Annotated in this window: 19 protein-coding genes; 12 read left to right on the forward strand and 7 right to left on the reverse strand. The window is 39.5% G+C overall.

Translation table 11 applies throughout. The features are described from left to right. Positions 1 to 65 precede the first annotated feature (65 nt). Together BN997_RS06240 and BN997_RS22865 are read left to right on the forward strand one after the other, a co-directional pair. Entirely contained in the window at positions 66 to 1,589 is a 1,524-nt protein-coding gene (locus BN997_RS06240; RefSeq protein WP_042530628.1) for a sodium-dependent transporter, read from the forward strand. Between the two features lie 14 nt (positions 1,590 to 1,603). After that, entirely contained in the window at positions 1,604 to 1,705 is a 102-nt protein-coding gene (locus tag BN997_RS22865) for a methionine/alanine import family NSS transporter small subunit (RefSeq protein ID WP_139089031.1), read from the forward strand. A gap of 273 nt (positions 1,706 to 1,978) precedes the next feature. Here BN997_RS22865 and BN997_RS06245 read toward each other — a convergent pair whose 3' ends face one another. Together BN997_RS06245 and BN997_RS06250 are read right to left on the reverse strand one after the other, a co-directional pair. Then, complete coding sequence (locus BN997_RS06245) at positions 1,979 to 2,989, reverse strand: M23 family metallopeptidase (protein WP_425311615.1); 1,011 nt, start codon at positions 2,987 to 2,989, stop codon at positions 1,979 to 1,981. Further along, positions 2,982 to 3,527 carry a YhcN/YlaJ family sporulation lipoprotein gene (locus BN997_RS06250; RefSeq protein ID WP_042530629.1) on the reverse strand — a complete coding sequence of 182 codons (546 nt, stop codon included), beginning with the start codon at positions 3,525 to 3,527 and terminating at the stop codon, positions 2,982 to 2,984. The genes BN997_RS06245 and BN997_RS06250 overlap by 8 nt, the downstream gene beginning before the upstream one ends. 143 nt (positions 3,528 to 3,670) lie before the next feature. On the opposite strand from BN997_RS06250, the gene BN997_RS06255 reads away from it, so the two are divergent. Continuing rightward, positions 3,671 to 3,946, forward strand: a complete 276-nt coding sequence (locus tag BN997_RS06255; RefSeq protein WP_042530631.1) for a YutD family protein — start codon at positions 3,671 to 3,673, stop codon at positions 3,944 to 3,946. A 71-nt stretch (positions 3,947 to 4,017) separates the two neighbouring features. Here BN997_RS06255 and BN997_RS06260 read toward each other — a convergent pair whose 3' ends face one another. Then, positions 4,018 to 4,266: a hypothetical protein gene (locus tag BN997_RS06260; RefSeq protein WP_042530633.1), complete on the reverse strand. Its 249-nt coding sequence runs from the start codon at positions 4,264 to 4,266 to the stop codon at positions 4,018 to 4,020. A 63-nt stretch (positions 4,267 to 4,329) separates the two neighbouring features. Next, the gene (locus tag BN997_RS06265) at positions 4,330 to 5,760 is read right to left on the reverse strand and encodes an amidase (protein ID WP_042530635.1); all 1,431 of its coding nucleotides are present in this window, start codon (positions 5,758 to 5,760) and stop codon (positions 4,330 to 4,332) included. A 184-nt stretch (positions 5,761 to 5,944) separates the two neighbouring features. Here BN997_RS06265 and BN997_RS06270 point away from each other — a divergent pair, with 184 nt between their 5' ends. From BN997_RS06270 to BN997_RS06280, 3 genes are all read left to right on the forward strand, one after another. After that, on the forward strand, positions 5,945 to 6,382 hold the full coding sequence (locus BN997_RS06270) for a DUF86 domain-containing protein (RefSeq protein ID WP_042530636.1): 438 nt from the start codon (positions 5,945 to 5,947) through the stop codon (positions 6,380 to 6,382). Between the two features lie 30 nt (positions 6,383 to 6,412). After that, the gene (locus BN997_RS06275) at positions 6,413 to 7,048 is read left to right on the forward strand and encodes a helix-turn-helix transcriptional regulator (protein WP_042530639.1); all 636 of its coding nucleotides are present in this window, start codon (positions 6,413 to 6,415) and stop codon (positions 7,046 to 7,048) included. Between the two features lie 61 nt (positions 7,049 to 7,109). Further along, the gene (locus BN997_RS06280) at positions 7,110 to 7,877 is read left to right on the forward strand and encodes a TIGR01457 family HAD-type hydrolase (protein ID WP_042530641.1); all 768 of its coding nucleotides are present in this window, start codon (positions 7,110 to 7,112) and stop codon (positions 7,875 to 7,877) included. A 70-nt stretch (positions 7,878 to 7,947) separates the two neighbouring features. On the opposite strand, the gene BN997_RS06285 is transcribed toward BN997_RS06280, so the two are convergent. Further along, positions 7,948 to 8,466 carry a phosphatidylglycerophosphatase A family protein gene (locus BN997_RS06285; protein WP_042530643.1) on the reverse strand — a complete coding sequence of 173 codons (519 nt, stop codon included), beginning with the start codon at positions 8,464 to 8,466 and terminating at the stop codon, positions 7,948 to 7,950. Positions 8,467 to 8,552: 86 nt separating this feature from the next. On the opposite strand from BN997_RS06285, the gene BN997_RS06290 reads away from it, so the two are divergent. Together BN997_RS06290 and BN997_RS06295 are read left to right on the forward strand one after the other, a co-directional pair. After that, on the forward strand, positions 8,553 to 9,518 hold the full coding sequence (locus BN997_RS06290) for a hypothetical protein (protein WP_042530645.1): 966 nt from the start codon (positions 8,553 to 8,555) through the stop codon (positions 9,516 to 9,518). Positions 9,519 to 9,561: 43 nt separating this feature from the next. Further along, positions 9,562 to 10,527, forward strand: a complete 966-nt coding sequence (locus BN997_RS06295) for a 2-hydroxyacid dehydrogenase (RefSeq protein ID WP_042530647.1) — start codon at positions 9,562 to 9,564, stop codon at positions 10,525 to 10,527. 77 nt (positions 10,528 to 10,604) lie between these two features. Here BN997_RS06295 and BN997_RS06300 read toward each other — a convergent pair whose 3' ends face one another. Further along, on the reverse strand, positions 10,605 to 10,829 hold the full coding sequence (locus BN997_RS06300) for a NifU family protein (RefSeq protein WP_040979025.1): 225 nt from the start codon (positions 10,827 to 10,829) through the stop codon (positions 10,605 to 10,607). Between the two features lie 178 nt (positions 10,830 to 11,007). On the opposite strand from BN997_RS06300, the gene BN997_RS06305 reads away from it, so the two are divergent. The 3 genes from BN997_RS06305 to BN997_RS06315 all read left to right on the forward strand — a co-directional run bounded on the left by BN997_RS06305 (position 11,008) and on the right by BN997_RS06315 (position 12,644). After that, complete coding sequence (locus tag BN997_RS06305) at positions 11,008 to 11,334, forward strand: YuzD family protein (RefSeq protein WP_042530649.1); 327 nt, start codon at positions 11,008 to 11,010, stop codon at positions 11,332 to 11,334. A gap of 20 nt (positions 11,335 to 11,354) precedes the next feature. Continuing rightward, a complete protein-coding gene (dapF, locus tag BN997_RS06310; RefSeq protein WP_042535851.1) occupies positions 11,355 to 12,209 on the forward strand; it encodes a diaminopimelate epimerase in 855 nt (284 codons plus the stop codon). Positions 12,210 to 12,287: 78 nt separating this feature from the next. Further along, on the forward strand, positions 12,288 to 12,644 hold the full coding sequence (locus tag BN997_RS06315; protein ID WP_042530651.1) for a HesB/IscA family protein: 357 nt from the start codon (positions 12,288 to 12,290) through the stop codon (positions 12,642 to 12,644). A 218-nt stretch (positions 12,645 to 12,862) separates the two neighbouring features. Here the strand turns inward: BN997_RS06315 and BN997_RS06320 are convergent, their stop codons facing one another. Continuing rightward, on the reverse strand, positions 12,863 to 13,846 hold the full coding sequence (locus BN997_RS06320) for an NAD(P)/FAD-dependent oxidoreductase (protein ID WP_042530654.1): 984 nt from the start codon (positions 13,844 to 13,846) through the stop codon (positions 12,863 to 12,865). A 301-nt stretch (positions 13,847 to 14,147) separates the two neighbouring features. Here BN997_RS06320 and BN997_RS06325 point away from each other — a divergent pair, with 301 nt between their 5' ends. Beyond that, entirely contained in the window at positions 14,148 to 15,356 is a 1,209-nt protein-coding gene (locus tag BN997_RS06325; protein ID WP_042530657.1) for an NAD(P)/FAD-dependent oxidoreductase, read from the forward strand. Positions 15,357 to 15,451: the final 95 nt, after the last annotated feature.

A 15,451-nucleotide genomic window follows, 5' to 3' on the forward strand; every position in this document is an offset into this window, starting at 1 on the left:
GTTATTATTCTTATTTAATGCGCTTTCATTCTGTTGTTATTCATTAAAAAAGGGGGTTATGATGGATGGAGAGTCGATCACAATGGGGAACAAGGGCGGGGTTTATTTTAGCGGCTGTCGGATCAGCAGTTGGTTTAGGAAATATATGGAGATTTCCTGCTGTTGCTTATGAAAATGGCGGCGGAGCATTTTTTATTCCTTATCTATTTGCTTTACTGACTGCGGGTATTCCAATTTTAATTATGGAATTTACCATGGGTCAAAAGTATCGGGGTTCTGCACCTTTGACATTTCGAAAAATGAATAAGAAAACAGAGTTTATTGGATGGTGGGCAGTACTTGTTGCTTTTGTTATTTCAACATATTATTCGGTAATTATTGCCTGGGCAATATCTTATTCTATCTTTTCGTTTAATCTGTCTTGGGGAGAAGATACAGAAGGATTTTTATTTGGGGAGCATCTTCAATTGGCGGAGATTCCTGGGGAAATAGGCGGATTGGTACCGGGAGTAGTTATTCCGTTAGTGATTGTTTGGCTATTGGTGCTGGGAATTTTATTCCGCGGTGTAAAAAAAGGAATCGAGGTTGCAAACCGGATTTTTATTCCTTTGCTTCTCATCGTATTTATTATTATTGTAATAAGAGCAGTCACGCTGCCAGGAGCAATGAATGGATTGAATGCCTTCTTTACACCTGATTTCAGTCAAATTTTGTCACCAAGTGTATGGATTGCAGCATATGGACAAATTTTCTTCAGCTTATCGATTGCTTTTGCAATTATGATTACGTATTCAAGTTATCTCCCTAAAAAATCTGATATTACCAATAATGCATTTATTGTTGGTTTTGGAAATTCCGGCTTTGAATTATTAGCGGGAATTGGGGTGTTTGGAATATTAGGATTTATGGCATTTTCTGCCGGTGTCAGTGTGGATGAAGTCGTCGCTGGCGGGGTCGGTCTTGCTTTTGTTGTCTTTCCGGCCATTATCAATGAGTTGCCGGCATTTAATGGATTGTTCGGAGCGCTCTTCTTTATCTCATTGACGCTTGCCGGAATTACATCTCTTATGTCCATTACAGAAGCGTATGTAGCAGCATTGGTAGATAAGTTTAAAATCACACGATCGAAAGCCGTTCTTTTCGGAGGCGGTCTCGCAGCATTGATTTCCTTATTATATGCTTCCAGAGGCGGCTTGTACTTCTTAGATAATGTCGATTATTTCATTAACCAGTTCGGAGTTGCCATGATCGGTCTTGTCGAAGTTGTCCTGATTGCCTGGATTCTTCGTAAAACCAATATGCTTAAAAATCATGCTAATGAAATTTCAGATATCCGTTTAGGTTCCTGGTGGACAATCAGCTTAGCTATGATTACACCAGTAGTTATGGGTTATATGATGTTTGGGCTGTTTAAGCAGAATTTATTAAGAGAGTTTGATACAGATACCGGGAACTATGAAAATTACTCGAATGCCTTTATCAATAATACAGGCTGGGCCGTAGTAGTAGGTGTGTTAGTTCTTGGAATTATCCTGGCAGCTTTGAAATGGAAGTCAGAAAATTCTCTATCCGATTATGAAGATAAATAGGAGGGAAGATGCGTATGGGTGCTTCAGCTATCATTGTAATGATTATCGGTATTGTTGTGATATGGGGCGGATTAGCAGCTAGTATTTGGAACGCTGTCCAGAAAAGTAAAGGATAAGTGTTACTCTTATTTAAACTTAAGAAAAGCCAAGAGAATAAATTGGTCTTTAAAATACTGGTATTCTTGCCGAGTAGATGTCCGCTCCGGGAAGTCGCTTTCCGCGGGTAACGGCTTAGCTTAAGCCGACGGAAAGCGTAGTGTATTTCTGGGGTCGAAGGTTATTCATTCCATGAAACCCGTTGGAGCGGCTATCCTCAATATTTTATTTAAAAAGGTGTGTATCCTGTTTTACAACTGGGATACACACCTTTTTCACGGATAGGATTGTTATTAATTATTTTTCTCCATCCGTTCCCATTTCGAGATATAAGGATAAGGATCAAATGAAAATTCACTGTATCCATTATCTTTATACATGCCATAATGCAGGTGCGGCGGGAATTTTCCAGAAGTTCCAGGAGGGCCGTAACCAGTAGATCCGACGCTGCCTAACACGTCTCCCGGTTTTACTACCTGGCCTACTTTTACATCATCCTCATAGCCGCTCATATGTCCATAATAATGATAAATATTATAGATATCCCGTATACCAATACGCCAGCCTCCATATAAGTTCCATCCCATCATTTCGACCACACCATAGGTTGTTGAGCGGACAGGGACGCCGTAGGATGCAAAGATATCGGTCCCCTCATGGATGCGCAAGCCGCCAAAACCGCGGCGGTCTCCCCACGTACTGCGGTAACTGTAATTATAATCTGTATCTAAAGGAAAGGCACGATCTGTCAGGTTGATTTCGCCAAAATTTTGAAACACTTTGGCGGTGTTCATGATTGTCTGGACAGTCAAGTCACGTTTATAATGCTCCCAGAGTGCGATTTTAACATCATCCTTATGCAGACCATATGCTAAGATATGATTTGCCATCGTATAAAGGATGTCTTCAGGATCATCGGGATCTGCCTGGCCATCACCATTTCCGTCTTTACCGATTCCGCCAAATTGTCTGATAACTCCCTGTTTTGTTGATTTAGCTGCATTTCCCAGCCCAAACCATGCGGTCTCTTCAAATTGTATGGAAATAACCTTTTCTTCTTCTGAGGAAGAGAGTGTGTTACGTTCGTAATTATCCATTGCAGCAAAATAATACCAAGGGACCTGGGTAAGGCTTTCTACCTTTTTGAATAGAGCCATGCGGTCTGTATATATTTGATCCTCTGATTCTGCATGGACAACAGCGGTGGTTTGCATAAAGGTAAGAAAGCAGCACATAATCAGGACCGTAGTGCGAATTCTAGCCAGATAAATCACCTCCTTATGGGATAAGTATTTTTTAATCATCCTTCTTCATCGTGTCGACAATTTCCTGTACCAGAGGCCCGGTATCTACATCTTCATTCTCCATCACAGAATAATGCAGGGTTTCAATGTTTTGAATCAAGCTTCTGTTATTAGAAGCATGAATCGTATAATAGCCAGGCAGTACAGACATTGCTGTTTTTTCTGCATTATCAATTGCCATTTCTTTGGATAGGTTATCTGAAGCTTCAAAAGCAATCAAAGCTTCTTCATCCGTTACAAGCGTGGCTACTTCTTTAAAATCAGGGTTCTGTAATAAAATGCGGGTAATCATATCAGCCATCTCTTCCCGGTCTACATGAATCTCTTTTGGTTCTGATGTATTATCTTGATTAAATTCATCCTGTGTATAACGGACAAAACCAAGCTGATCACGAGATGGCGAATTCGTGTTTGATTCCATCTCCGGGTTTCTGTTTTTTGGATCTAATGGGTCAGAATCGGAGTTATTTTGATCTGTTGCACAAGCTGCAAGCGTTATAACAAGGCTTAATAAAATGATTCCAAATCCTTTTTTCATCTTTAAGTCTCCTTTCCAAGAACTATTTCTTACATCTTAGTTTTGGAAAACAAGCGTAAATCATGCAGGTAATTTTTTCTGGTTTTTCTAACTGTTTCTGTGATAAACTAAGAATAATTGATAAGGAGTGTGACTATTCTCTTATGATTGAGTTAAATGGAAAAACATATGAATTAATTGAAGAAAATAAAGAAGGCTTTGAAGCAGAAGCTGTGAAAGAGCGCTATTCAGAGGTTTTATCAAAATATGATTTTATCGTAGGCGATTGGGCGTATGAACAGCTTCGTTTAAAAGGGTTTTATCATGATAATCATGCCAAAGCACCAATAGATGCGAAAATCAGCTGTTTTCAGGATTATATTTATGAATACTGTAATTTCGGCTGTGCTTATTTTGTTTTGAAAAAGATGCAGAAATAAAAGAAGTTCAATCTATCTTCTTATGGCTAAGAAGACATTTTGAACTTCTTTTTTTATACAGCAGGAAAGCTTTAATTATCTTTTTCTTCGAGAGGATGGGCTCCGGGAGCTCTTCGTTGCAGCTTTTTATGCTGTTTTTTGTCTGCGTAGGTGAAGGCACTTGTGCGCTGCTGGCCTTCTTCCCAATCTGTTGACTTTCCAGAAACCAAGTCATGTTCACGAATATCAGATCCAAAAGGCCCTTCGGGAAATTCCTCTGGAATGAGGGCATCATGCTGTTTTTGAACGGTTGAATGCTCTTGATAATCTTTTTTTGGCATCGTTATTTCCCTCCCGTTAGTTTGTATTTTGTGCAGATGGAGGGAAATCACGCCTTCTAATAATTACCTGTCTGTCACCTCTGCCAGCTTATACCCGCGAAAGCGTTTCGTAAGTAATTTACCCAGACGAAAAATGGCATCCTCATTACCAATACTGCTGATAATTTGTACGCCGATGGGCATGTTTTTCTCGTCTTCTCCAACTGGAATAGTCAGAGCAGGAAGCCCCCATACATTCGCATAGGCAGTATAAGGCATGTATTGCAAATAGGTTTTACGGATAGAGAAAATCTCTTTAAAAACCTGCCCGTGATCTAATGCGGACTGATAATACACGGGCATTATCAGCAGCCTTTTATCTAAATATGTTTTTAACAGCTCGTCACCCTGCTGAATGATATCCATTATTTCCCGGACTCTTTTTTGCGAAGGTTTAAACATTTTTGCTCCAATAATGGCCCAGGATAAATATGGGTGGACATTCGTACGCTGTCTCAGTTTCTCTTTTAAAAAGGAACGCACTAATCCGGAGCGGTCATTATTAAAAGCTTCATCTTCAACCAATTTACTTCCATTAATCGACATGATTTCCTGCCATATTAAGGCACTGTCCCTAAAATAAGGCGGCATCACCTGCTGGACATTGTAAATTCTTTCAAGAAAATTTTCCAGCTGCCCTAATAAATTCCCTGTTCTTGTGGAAAGCGGATAGCCTGGATTAGCTGGTAATATTTCTATTTTAAATTCCTGCAATGTCTGATGCTTGAAGTGGCTTGGAGATAAAATTTCATAAATAAGCTGCATATCCTCTACAGATTTCCCCATTGGCCCGACTGTCAGCATCCGATGTTGCAGTTCATGCTGGACAGACGGAAAATGGCCTTCTGTGGAAATGGTATCCTTCCCGGGTTTGAAACCGATAACTCCATTAAAATGAGATGGAAAACGAATGGAACCGCCAATATCTGAACCAATCCCGACAGCAGACCCGCCGGAAGCAAGCAGCGCACCTTCACCACCGCTGGAGCCTCCAGCGGTTTTGGTGATGTCCCAGGGATTATTTGTTCTGCCATATAACTTATTATCCGTTTCCTGACAGAAGCAAAGTGCAGGCGTATTTGTTTTTCCGAGTATAATAGCGCCCTCCTGCTTTAATTGCTGAACAACTTCTGCATCCTCTTGATAAATAAGGTCCTGACGGTGTTCTAAGCCTGCTGTAGTTTTCATTCCCTTCACATGAAAGCACTCTTTGATGCTGATGGGAACTCCGTGTAATTTACCCAGAGCCCCATTATTCTGCAGCAGTTCATCTGCTTCCTGAGCCTCTTGCAGCGCTTCAGTAAATCTTTCTTCAACAACTGCATTAATGGAAGGGTTAATCGCTTTGATTTGTTCAATAAAAGCTGTTACAGCATCTATAGAGGTTAGATGCTTCTTTTTAATTGCGGATGCTATACCCGTGGCATCCATTTTTAAAATATCTCGCTTTTCCATCCGGCATTTATCTCCTTCACACGTATTAGACTTACTATATCACGTTTTTTGAAAAAGAAGGAAAGATTCGCTTCTTAATTCTATACTTTATCAAGAAAGTTCAGTGAAAATACATTACAAATTATGATATGATAATAGTAGTATGGAAACATCCTTTAGTATAGACGTTTTTGGGGGAATCATAATGTATTTTGTAGATCAGGAAAAAATTAATCAGACATTGACATTTATGAATGAGATTTTAGATACGTTAAAGAATCATTCCTATCACAGCCCAGTAGAATATCTTGCGTTGGAGCGCATGGCGCATGTCTTTATCGAAGGTGTGCTGGATGTAGGAAATATGATGATAGACGGTTTTATTATGAGGGATCCGGGTAGTTATGAGGATATTATTGACATCTTAACAGATGAAAAAGTTATTCCTGCGGAGGAAGAAGCAGTATATAAAGCTCTGATTCATTGGCGTAAACCTTTAGTACATGAATATCAGGCAATCGATCATCAAAGTCTGGAGCAGTTTTTTGAAGAGCACGCAGAGGTATTTACCTATTTTTCAAAGCGGATTCATACGTATCTGCAGAATGAACTTGGCGTAGCAAATGCTTTTTCAAATAAATAAAACGTATGTTTAAAAAGGGAGGGCAAGCGGATGGGGAAACGTGTCTCGACAAAGGATAAGGTTATCCAGGTGTTGAAAGAACAGGGTACGATAACGATGGATACACTGATGGTCCATTTTACTATCTCAGAAACAGCTGTCCGGAAGCAGATTCATACGCTTGTGCAAGAGGGATTTATTGAGGTGCAGCAGCATAAAAAAGAGATTGGACGGCCGTATCATACTTATCGTTTAACAGAGAAAAGTCAAGAAAGTTTCCCTAATCGCTATAAAGAACTCTCCTTAGACCTGCTCCATGATTTAGAAGCATTACAGGGAAAACAGCTAATCAGTGAGCTTTTAAAAAAACAGTCAACGAAGGAAAAAGAGCAATTAAAGAAGCTTTTAGATTCCTGTTCTACAAAGGAAGAAAAAGTAGCTGCGTTAAAGGATTTTCAAAATCGGAGCGGCTATATGTTTCAGGCAGAAGATAAAGGTGCGCAAGGCTTTCAATTAAATAATTTTCATTGCCCTTTTTTAGAAGTGGCAAGGGATTATCCTGTGATGTGCCAGCATGAAAAAGAAATGTATGAAGCCTTGTTTCCGAATCAGGAAATTAAGACAAAAGCGCTGCTGGTTGATGGAGATAAATGCTGTCAGTGGCGGATAGCTGCTAACTCAGAGTAAACATCGGTCAGTCAAGCGTCTTAAAATAGGTATGATGTAATCGAGATAGAGAGGTAATAATGTGAAGAAATATAAAGGATATCTTATTGATTTAGACGGGACTGTTTACAGAGGGAATGAGGTTATTCCTGAAGCAATTCCTTTTATAAAGCAATTAGCAGAAAAAAATATTCCTTATGTGTTTGTAACAAATAATTCTACAAAAAGCACCCGGGAAGTAGCTGAAAAGTTAAACGGATTAGGAATCCTGGCAAATCACAAACAGGTTGTTACCAGCAGCATGGCAACGGCGAAGTATCTGCAGGACCAATCTGTAAAAACCTGCTACTGTATCGGGCAGAGCGGTCTGAAGAACCCAATAAAAGAACATGGTATTCAATTAACGGATAGTACAGATGCGGATGCGGTTGTTGTAGGCCTGGACAGGGATATTACCTATGACAAGCTTGCTAAAGCATGCATAGCTATCCGCAAGGGTGCACAGTTTATTTCTACCAATCGGGATCACGCTATTCCAACTGAAGACGGTATGGGACCAGGCAACGGGGCTTTTACTGCTTTGATTCAGACAAGCACCCAGCAGGCGCCTGTATTTATTGGCAAGCCGGATACGGTTATCATGAAAGAGGCATTAGATGTACTCGGTTTGCTGAGAGAGGATGTTGTAATGGTTGGAGATAATTACCAGACAGATATCCAGTCGGGAATCCATGCCGGTGTAGATACGTTATTTGTTTCTACCGGGGTGACTTCTACAGAAGAGCTGGCAACCTTTGAAGAGCAGCCGACATATATCATTGAAAATTTATCAGAATGGACCTTTGAATAGCAAAAAAGCATTCATCCCCTATCTAATATGAGCATAGGGAGGATGAATGCTTTTTTGTGTCCAATGTTTTTTATCCATCTAATTCTTCATGTTCGTTTTCCGCATCTCCATGAGCCAGACGACTGGAGGCTGCAGCTGCGACAGCGCCGACGATATCATCTAAAAATGTGTGGATTTCGCCGCTGCTTTTATCATTCAGTTTTTCTAAGATACCGGGTTTTTGTTTATCGATATATCCAAAATTGGTCAAGCCGATGGAACCGTAAACATTGACAATAGACAAGGCAATGACTTCATCAATTCCATATAAGCCTTCATCAATCTGAATTGTTTCCTGAAGCGGCTCGCTTAATAGCTTTTTCTCCGCCAGCATGTCTAATTCAATGCCTGTGATGACTGCATTTTGTACTTCCCTTTTCGTTAACACACGATTTACATTAAAACGGCAGGTATCCATCGTTAAATCGTTATGATATTTTGATTGCAGATAGTATACCAATTCTGCAATATCATCTATTTTGACACCACGTTCTTTTAAAAGCTGTCTTGCTCTTACTTCAAGTTCTGTTTTGCTTGTATACTTCGTCATTTAAAACACACCTTTTTTCGATTTAATATAATTGTATAGTCCTTTCCTTCATATAGTTAATATATACGATAAGGAGGAGTTTGTTGATGCCGATGTCAGAAATGCTCCGCAGTCAATACGCTATCCAGATAGAAGGGAAGCAATTCATCGAAGAGCGTGAGGGTTATCAAAAAGAGCGCTATCACTATTTTACCATTCCTGCGACAAACAAGGAAATGATATTGATGGAACAAGCCACTTTGGCCTATTTCTTAAGAGAAAACGGATTATACAATGTAGCTTATCCCATTCGGAATATCAACGGAGATTGGTTTACCAATTATGGCAATGAACTGTGGATGGTTCTTGTATTAGACGATGAGTCACAAAGATCTCGTCAGGAAAGCCCTGGTAAAATGCTCGGTGATATTCACCGCATTGGGAGCAGTTTTCAGTATGAACCGAAGGCGATTTCAAGCTATGGGTTATGGAGAAAGCTTTGGGAAGAAAAACTGACTTTTTTTGAGGAAGAATTAACAAGACAGGCAAAAGAAGAAGGAGCGAGTAATTATTTATCTGAAGTGATGGATATTTTGCCATATATTGTAGGAATCAGCGAAAATGCTATTCAATATTTACGGGAAAGCGAAAAAGAGCAGCGCATCTTACAAACAGATCAGAGTACGGTTGCTTTTGCCAGATGGAATACATCTGAAAAGAAAATTGTTTGGACAGATGAACTCGTATATGACCATCCGACGCGTGATATTGCCGAGTATATCCGTTATGCTTTTTTACAAAATAAATCGGAGGCAGAAATTAATCAATTTTTAAATGATTATCAAAACTATCAGCCGCTGTCTGTATTTGCGTGGAGACTTATCTTTGCCAGGTTGTTCTATCCGATCCATCTTTACGATTTTTTAGAGGGCGCTTTCCAGTACCCGAATTCTCAAGCGTTAGAGCAATTATTAAAGCATCAAGAGGTTTATGAGAGGAGACTGGCGAGGTTTTATGAAACGGTAGGTGTTGATGTTTCGGATTGGCAGATACCTATGATAAGCTGGTTATAAGCAAAAATTCATTATTTCATCGCAGGAAGGAGAATACTCGTATATGTCCAAGCCAAAGGTTTATATTACGCGCAAATTAGAGGAGAAATATGTAAAAGCTTATCAGGAACAGCTGGAAATCAGGATGTGGGAAAAAGAGGAGGAGCCTGTACCAAGAGAGACGCTTTTGAAAGAGGCTGCTGACGCAGATGCCTTATTTGCCGTATTAAGTGATTCTATTGATGAAGAGCTTCTGTCTAAAGCTCCTCAATTGAAGGTGGTTGCGAATATGGCTGTCGGTTACGATAACATCGATTTGGAAGCATGTGAGAAGCATGATGTTATCGCAGCGAATACACCCGATGTTTTATCGGAAACGACCGCAGATTTAGGCTTTTCCTTATTGATGGCTGCTGCCAGACGAATTGTAGAAGCGGATGCGTGGGTGAAGGAGGATAAGTGGCAGGCGTGGGCGCCATTTTTCTTTGCCGGCTCAGATATTCACGCAAAAACTATCGGTATTGTAGGAATGGGGAGAATTGGAGAAGCAATAGCGAAACGTGCAGCAGGTTTTGATATGAATATCCAATATCATAACCGTTCCCGTAAAAAAGATGCAGAAGAACGATTGCAAGCAACGTATGTCAGCTTTGAAGAACTTTTGGAGACTTCTGATTTTGTTGTGACAGTAGTTCCGCATACGAAGGAAACGGATAAAATGTTTAACCGGGCTACTTTTGAAAAAATGAAATCAAGTGCTATTTTTATTAATATCTCACGCGGAAAAGTAGTGGATGAGGATGCACTTGTCCATGCACTTAAAACGGGAGAAATCCAAGCAGCAGGGTTGGACGTCTTTGAAGAAGAGCCGATTAGAGCAGATCATCCGCTTGTCGGTTTAAATAATACCGTATGTCTTCCGCATATCGGGTCTGCCAGTGTAGAAACAAGAAAAAGAATGGTAGAGTTATGCATGGATAATATCCTGGCAGTCGTCAGCGGAAAAGAAGCAATTACACCAATTTCATAGAACAAAATTTGATTTTAAAAAAATAAAAAACGGAGCAGGATTTTGATATTGCCAAAAGCCTCTCCGTTTATATTTAATTAAAATACTTGTTCTATTTCTGTTACGCCAGGAACCTCTGCCATCAATGCACGCTCAATTCCTGCTTTTAATGTAATGGTTGAACTAGGGCAATTGCCGCATGCTCCCATGAGACGAAGTAAAACAACGCCATCATCGTCAACGTCAACTAACTCTACGTCTCCGCCATCACGTAATAAGAATGGACGAAGCTTGCTTAATACTTCTTGTACTTGCTCTTCCACAGTCACCTACTCCTTTCCCACAAATCTATTATAACGCGGTTAAGCATAAAAATCTATTTGAAAATGATTTTCAATTAGCTGGTTAATTTTATTTTATCTTTTTACGCTTATTTTGTAAAATAATTAATATGGAGGACAGGCGAAAGGAAAGAGATATTTGGAAGGGGAGGGTGTTAACATGCCGGCAATAACGATAACTGTCTATGGAAGTGAACAAATCTGCGCAAGCTGTGTCGGAGCACCAAGTTCCAAAGATACGTATGAGTGGCTTCAGGCAGCAATAGGGAGGAAATATGCTTCTGACGGCGTTCAATATAATTATATCGATATCAATCAAACGCAACCAGACGCTGGTCAGCAAGCATATGTAGAGAAAATAATAGAAGAACATCTTTTTTATCCAGTTGTATGGATTAATGATAAAATGGTAGCAGAAGGAATCCCGCGTTTAAAGCCAATTTATCAAGCATTGGAAGAACTGGGACTGGAAGAAATAGAAGGATGAGCAGAAGAGGGGAAGAGAAGATGAAAATACCTTTTACGAAGATGCATGGGCTGGGAAATAATTATATCTATATTGATCTTTTTCAAACAGAGCTGCCAGAGAACCGGCTGTCTGAATTAGCTATCAACATGTCAAATCAGAATACGGGCATTGGTTCGGATGGAATGATTTTGATTCATCCGGCAGAAAAAGCAGATGTAGGTATGCGTATCTTTAATAAGGACGGTTCAGAGGGAATGAATTGCGGGAATGGATTGCGCTGTACAGCTAAATATGCTTATGAAACAGGAATTGTGGATAAAAAAGAATTTACGATACAGACAAAAGCTAATATTGTTCGGGCTACTGTGAAAGAGAATAACGAGCAGAAAGTCAACGAAGTAACCATTGATATGGGAGCTCCGATATTACAAAGAGAACAGATTCCGATGCTTGGAGAAGCAGGAACAACTGTTATAAATGAGCCGTTCAAGGTTGCAGATAAGACACTGCATGTCACTGCGGTTTCCATGGGAAATCCGCATGTGATAACGATGGTGGATGCGATTGATGATGCGCCGCTGACAACGCTGGGACCGGTTATTGAAAAGGATGAACGCTTCCCTGAAGGGGTTAATACAGAGTTTATTGAGGTTGTGTCAGATGAGGAAATACATTTCCGTGTCTGGGAACGCGGCTCCGGCGTGACAGAAGCATGCGGAACAGGAGCCTGTGCGGCTGTCGTTGCAGCAACATTAAATAAAAAAGTAACCAAAGGTAAAAAGATTGTTGTTCATTTAGCCGGCGGAGATTTAATCATTGAATGGAGAGAGGATGATCATATCTGGATGACCGGCGGAGCAGAAATCATCGCATCGGGAATTTTTTATGCTTAAAATGAATTACTTGATTCTGACAAGTTCAGGTGTATACTAAACATATAGGATATACAAGGAAAAAAGGAGGTTCAGAAGATGATTATTGAACTGACTGATCGTGCAAGTGCACAGATTAAAGAAATGATGAAAGAGGAATCAGACCAGGCGATGCTTCGTTTTGGCGTGAAAGGCGGCGGCTGCAGCGGCTTATCCTACTCCTTGGGTTTTGCTGATGAAGTAAATGAGGAGTTGGATATTATTGAAACCATTAACGGTATTCCAATCGTCTTTTTTAACCAGGATATTCCAATTATTGAAGGTACCAAGATAGATTATAAAGAAAACATGATGGGCGGCGGATTCAGCATTGATAATCCGAACGCAATTATTTCCTGCGGATGCGGCTCTTCCTTCCGCACTGCACAAAATGCCGGCGCGCCTGGCGATTGTTAATTAAGAAAGATTGGCAGAGAAATACTGCCAATCTTTCTTTTAAATCTTTTATCTAAATTTCTACTAAAAATATCTCCAAGATCCTCAAACTAAACAATGTGGTGTTCAAGCTCTTTTTATCCCCAGGATTTAATGAAGTGAACTGTATAAAAAAAGAAAATCGTCTGAAGCAGAGAAAATTCTCATTCAAACGATTATTCCATCATGTATTCCCCTTTTTAAAACATTGCTGTTGAGTGTTTCGGTTGAATTCTTGCTTTGGGATCGATGTAATTTTTAGCATTATTGATTGCTGTCGGCCCTTCACCAAATCCTGTTGCAATCAGTTTAACTTTTCCGTCATACGTACAAATATCTCCAGCAGCGTATATTCCAGGAATATTTGTCTCCATTTTAGAATTTACAACGATACTATTTTTTTCAATTTCTAATCCCCAGTTTTTAATTGGCCCGAGACTGGAGATGAACCCATAGTTACAAATAACATCATCGACTTCTAATTCAATCAATTCTTCTTCTTTTATCTTTTGTAAAATAAGCTTTTCAATCTTCTTATTTGCTACAATGGCTGTTGGAGCATATGGCGTCAGCTTTTCTACAGCAGAGGCCTCTAATTGCTCTACACTATGCTCATGAGCTCGGAATTGGTCTCTGCGATGAATCAATGTCACTTTAGAAGCAACTTTTTCAAGCATCAAAGCCCAGTCTACAGCTGAATCTCCGCCACCTAGAATAGCAACATGCTTGTCCTTGTATTTATTCATATCCGTCACATAATAGTGTAAGTTCGTATTTTCGTAGGCTTCGCTGTCTCCTACGTTTAATCTTCTAGGCTGAAAAGCCCCATTGCCGGCCGTGATAATCATTGTTTTTGTCAAATGAACTTCCCCGGTGTTTGACACAAGACGAAAGCTGTCATCTTCTAATCGTTCCACTGTCTCAATGGCTTGTCCAAGTACAATTTCAGGATCGAATAAATTGGCTTGTTCTTCCAGCTGGTCGACAAGCTCCTGCGCACGGACTTTTGGAAATCCTGCAACATCGTATATATATTTCTCTGGATATAGTGCTGTTAACTGTCCTCCAATATGAGGCAGGCTTTCAATTATCTTAACACTAGCTTGACGCATGCCGCCGTAAAAGGCTGTGAATAAGCCAGTGGGTCCAGCTCCAATGATTGTTACATCAAAAACTTTCTCCATACAATACCTCTTTTCTTTCTAGACGTTTACCTATCCTATGGTATCACAAACTTGTTTTAGTTTGAATTATATCGTTTCAAAAGGGAAGAAATTTTCATTTAGATAATAGCATGTCTAAATGCTTTCTTCATAGGTATAGATAAAAAAGAGGTTTTAAAGCTTGCTATTTTTGATTAAAGCATTTAAGATAAGTTAGTATTATTACATTTTGATTACAAAACGAAGTTATTTATATGACAAAATGCGTTTTGTTTCGCATTTTAGTGATAAATTACAAAATTAATAGGAGTAGTGAAAAACCATGATTAAACCGCATATTGTAATATTAGGGGCGGGTTATGGAGGTATAATGACGGCAGTTAAGCTTCAGAAACAGCTTGGAAAGAATGAAGCAGAGATAACGCTGGTTCATAAATATGACTATCATTTTCAAGCAAGCTGTCTGCATGAAAATGCTGCTGGTACACGGCATCAAGATCGCTCCAAAATAAAAATCAAAGAAATTATTAATCGTTCTAAAATAAATTTTATTATAGATGAAGTTGTTTCTATCAAAAGAAATTCTAAAAAAATCAAGCTTAAAAATAAGGAATTACACTATGATTTACTTGTTATCGGTCTTGGCTTTGAGCCGAGGGCTGAAGGAATTCCGGGACTGGATGAACATGCTTATTCTATCACGGATATCAACAGCGCCCGTTTTGTCCGTGAGCATATCGAATATAATTTTGCCAGTTATGCGAATGCTGAAAAGAAGGATGAGAGCAAGTTAAATATTGTTATTGGCGGCGGTGGAATTCTAGGTGTTGAATTTGCAGGGGAACTGATTAATCAAATACCAGAGATATGCAGAGAATTTGACATTGAGAAAACGCAGGTGCATATTTCCATACTGGAGGAAAGTAAATCTCTTCTGCCAGGGTTCGATGAGAAACTGGCACATTACGCAGCTACGTCTCTACAATCCAGAGGAGTAGAGATTATCCATCAAGCTAAACTGAAGGAATGTCAGGATAATAAAATTATTTATGAAACAGAAGGAAAAAATCATAAAATTTGTACACACACATTTATTTGGACTGGCGGGGTACAGGCCAATCCTGCATTTGAAAAAGCCGGACTTGCTTTGAAAAATAAAAAAATTGAAGTGGATCCCAATATGCTTTCTACAAAAGATGATTCCATATTTGTCGTTGGAGAATGTGCATATACAGCAGATGAACATGGGGAGGAAGTCCTTCCAACTGCAAAAAAAGCTATCGAGGAATCCGCTGTAGTCGCAAAAAATGTTTCTTCCAGGTTACGGAATAAAGAACTTACTGCTTGTCAGCCGGTTAAACAAGGAATGCTCGCCACTTTAGGTCAAGAAGACGGAGTGGCGGTTATAAAGAATCGAAAGGTGTTTGGATGGCGAGCTGTATTAGTCAAACGAATTTACGATAATCATTATTTATTTCAATTAGGCGGATGGCAATTATTACTAAAAAAAGGAAACTTTCATTTATTATAAATAATAATAGATAGAAATATAGTGACAAAAAAGCAAAGGTTGGCAGAAGCTGCTTTGCTTTTTTGTCATTTTAAGATAAAATGTGCTTTGTATGC

Source organism: Oceanobacillus oncorhynchi, assembly GCF_000821065.1.
GTDB lineage: Bacteria > Bacillota > Bacilli > Bacillales > Amphibacillaceae > Oceanobacillus > Oceanobacillus oncorhynchi.